The following is a 2,232-nucleotide window of genomic DNA, read 5'->3' as shown; positions in this document are numbered from 1 at the left end:
TTGTGGCAACGCCGCCTGACTGCTCACCTGCGTTCCCGGCCCTCGTCGATCGCGGCCAGGATGTCTGAGGCAGCGGCCTCGGCGCGCGTTTCACGGTCGAGGCGGGCCATCATCTCCGCGAGGGTCGGTGTACGGGCATCTCGGGTGACCAGGTCGAGCAGGTAGGCCTGCAGGCTGCGGCCCGTCTGCGCGGCCTTGAGCTTCAGCGCCTCCAGAGTCGGGTCCGGGACGTCGCGGATCGTGATCGCGGTCATGCCTGCATTTTATCTGCAATGCCAGCATTCTGTCAGCCCGGTCGAGCTTCTTCCGGGCCCTTCAGGTCAGGAACGTCCGGAGCCTCTCAGTCCATTTCGACGGCATGGTCTGGATGTGGTGCCGCAGTGCATCCCGCATGCCGTCGATCTCGCTGAGTACCTGATCGTCGGCAGGTCTGAGGACCAGCGTGGGGCAGAGCATGGATCGACGATAGCTTGACGTAGTCATCACGTCAATCTAGGTGATCCGGCTTCGGGCAGGTGACCCTGCGGGGTTCCAGAACTCGGCCACCGGCATTGAGCTGGGCGTTCGGCCTATACCGGTCGGTGCATCCAGGTTAAATGGATTCTGTCTCTACCTCGTTTCCGTCGGCGAACCTGGTCCCAAACAAGAAGCCACAAGACAGCGGGAGCGCGTCGGAAAGTGGAAAATGGAGACGGTGAGTACCGATGCGACATCCGCTGGCGGACCGGCTTGTAGTAACGGGGAAGCTCCTTCAACGGGGATGGGGCGAAGGGGTCGGTTCAGCCGCGATGGTTTCTCCCTCGGTGACTCCACACAGCGGCCCGCAGTAACAGCTAAGGAGTGTGATCAGTTTGTCCGGGAGCGCAGATCATGTTGTAGGTCAACCAAAAGACGGACTAAATCCCGGGCGGGCAGGAGGTGATGTGACTCTTCGTCGCGAGCCAGTTCTGCTGGCGGTCAGTTCAGCCGCGCCGGATACGACGATCGGCCAGACCGAACTCTTCGACGGCTTCTACAGCCAGCTCTACAGCGGTGTCCCGCATGCGCGTCGGCTCTTCATCGACTCCACCCGGGTCCAGCGCAGGCACTTCTACTGGGACCCGCGCCGGGCCTACTCCGACGGCTTTCCGCCCACCGGAGCACTGATGGACGCCTGGGAACAGGGTGCGCTTGAACTGGGTCGACGGGTGGTGCCGGCGGTCCTCGCCGGCCACGATCCGGCCACGGTCGGCACGTTCATCATGGTGAGCACCACCGGCTACACCTGTCCCGGTCCGGAGGTCCGCCTCGCCGCGGAACTCGGGCTGCGCTCCGACATCCGGCGTATCTCCATCGGCCACATGGGCTGCTACGCGGCCATCACCGGGCTACGGACCGCACTTGACGCCCTCGCCGCCCGGCCCGATGAGCTCGTCCTCGTGGTTTGCACAGAGCTGACGTCCATGCACTGCCAGCCGGACGCGATCTCGGAGCAGATTATCGTGCAAGGCCTGTTCGGCGACGCGAGCGCGGCGATGCTGCTGGGCACACGCCCGGCGGACCGACCCGTCGGTCATCCGACGACCGACCACCCGAGCGCCGGCGCTCCGGCCTGTGGCGTCAGCGCGGCCGTCGTCGTCACCCGCACAGTGACGCACCCGGGAACCGCAGAACACATGAGGATCCGGGTCCAAGAAGACGGATTCCGGTTATGCATGTCCCCGGCGGTCCCGGCGATGCTCGGGTCGACCACCCCGCCGTTCGTCGACCAGCTGCTCGAGGGGTCGGGCCTGGGTGTCGCCGACGTGCGGCACTGGGCGATCCACCCCGGCGGCCCGCGGATCGTGGCCGAGGTCGGCGCCGCGCTCGGCCTGTCGGAGGCGCAGCTGCGACCAGCCATGGAGGTCCTGCGCGACTATGGCAACTGCTCGTCGGCCACCGTCCTGCTGGTCCTGCAGCGGATGCTCGCGCTGGACCGGCCGGAAGCCGGCGACCACGCTGTCCTGATCGCGTTCGGACCGGGGCTGACCACGGAGGCGGCCCTGCTGCGTTTCTGATCCGGCGACACCACACTGATCCGGCGACACCACACTCGAAGTCACGATCCACGGCCACAGCACCCTGCGGGGCTCCAGAACCCCCTGCGATCAGACGTCGGCGGGCGACGACGCACCAGCTGACCAGCCGTTGTCACACTGCAGTAGGCATTGCGTACACGTTGTCGTCCCGTGTGCTGGAGGTTTCGTCCGCCGG

General features: G+C 66.1%; 2 protein-coding genes. One reads left to right on the top strand and one right to left on the bottom strand.

Annotated features, from left to right (window positions below):
• Nucleotides 1–23: 23 nt before the first annotated feature.
• Nucleotides 24–254: a FitA-like ribbon-helix-helix domain-containing protein gene (locus U9980_RS12940; RefSeq protein WP_322768131.1), complete on the bottom strand. Its 231-nt coding sequence runs from the start codon at nucleotides 252–254 to the stop codon at nucleotides 24–26.
• Between the two features lie 669 nt (nucleotides 255–923).
• On the opposite strand from U9980_RS12940, the gene U9980_RS12935 reads away from it, so the two are divergent.
• Nucleotides 924–2,036: a type III polyketide synthase gene (locus U9980_RS12935; protein WP_322768130.1), complete on the top strand. Its 1,113-nt coding sequence runs from the start codon at nucleotides 924–926 to the stop codon at nucleotides 2,034–2,036.
• The last annotated feature ends 196 nt before the right edge of the window (nucleotides 2,037–2,232 follow it).

Source organism: Protofrankia sp. Cr1, from assembly GCF_963555865.1.
Classification (GTDB): Bacteria; Actinomycetota; Actinomycetes; order Frankiales; family Frankiaceae; genus Protofrankia.
Note: the sequence above shows the minus strand (reverse complement) of the source record. Positions and strands in the feature narration are given on the sequence as shown.

Excerpts from the sequence above, each read along its gene's own strand:
- U9980_RS12940 (WP_322768131.1), bottom strand. The coding sequence starts at position 254 with ATGACCGCGATCACGATCCGCGACGTCCCGGACCCGACTCTGGAGGCG.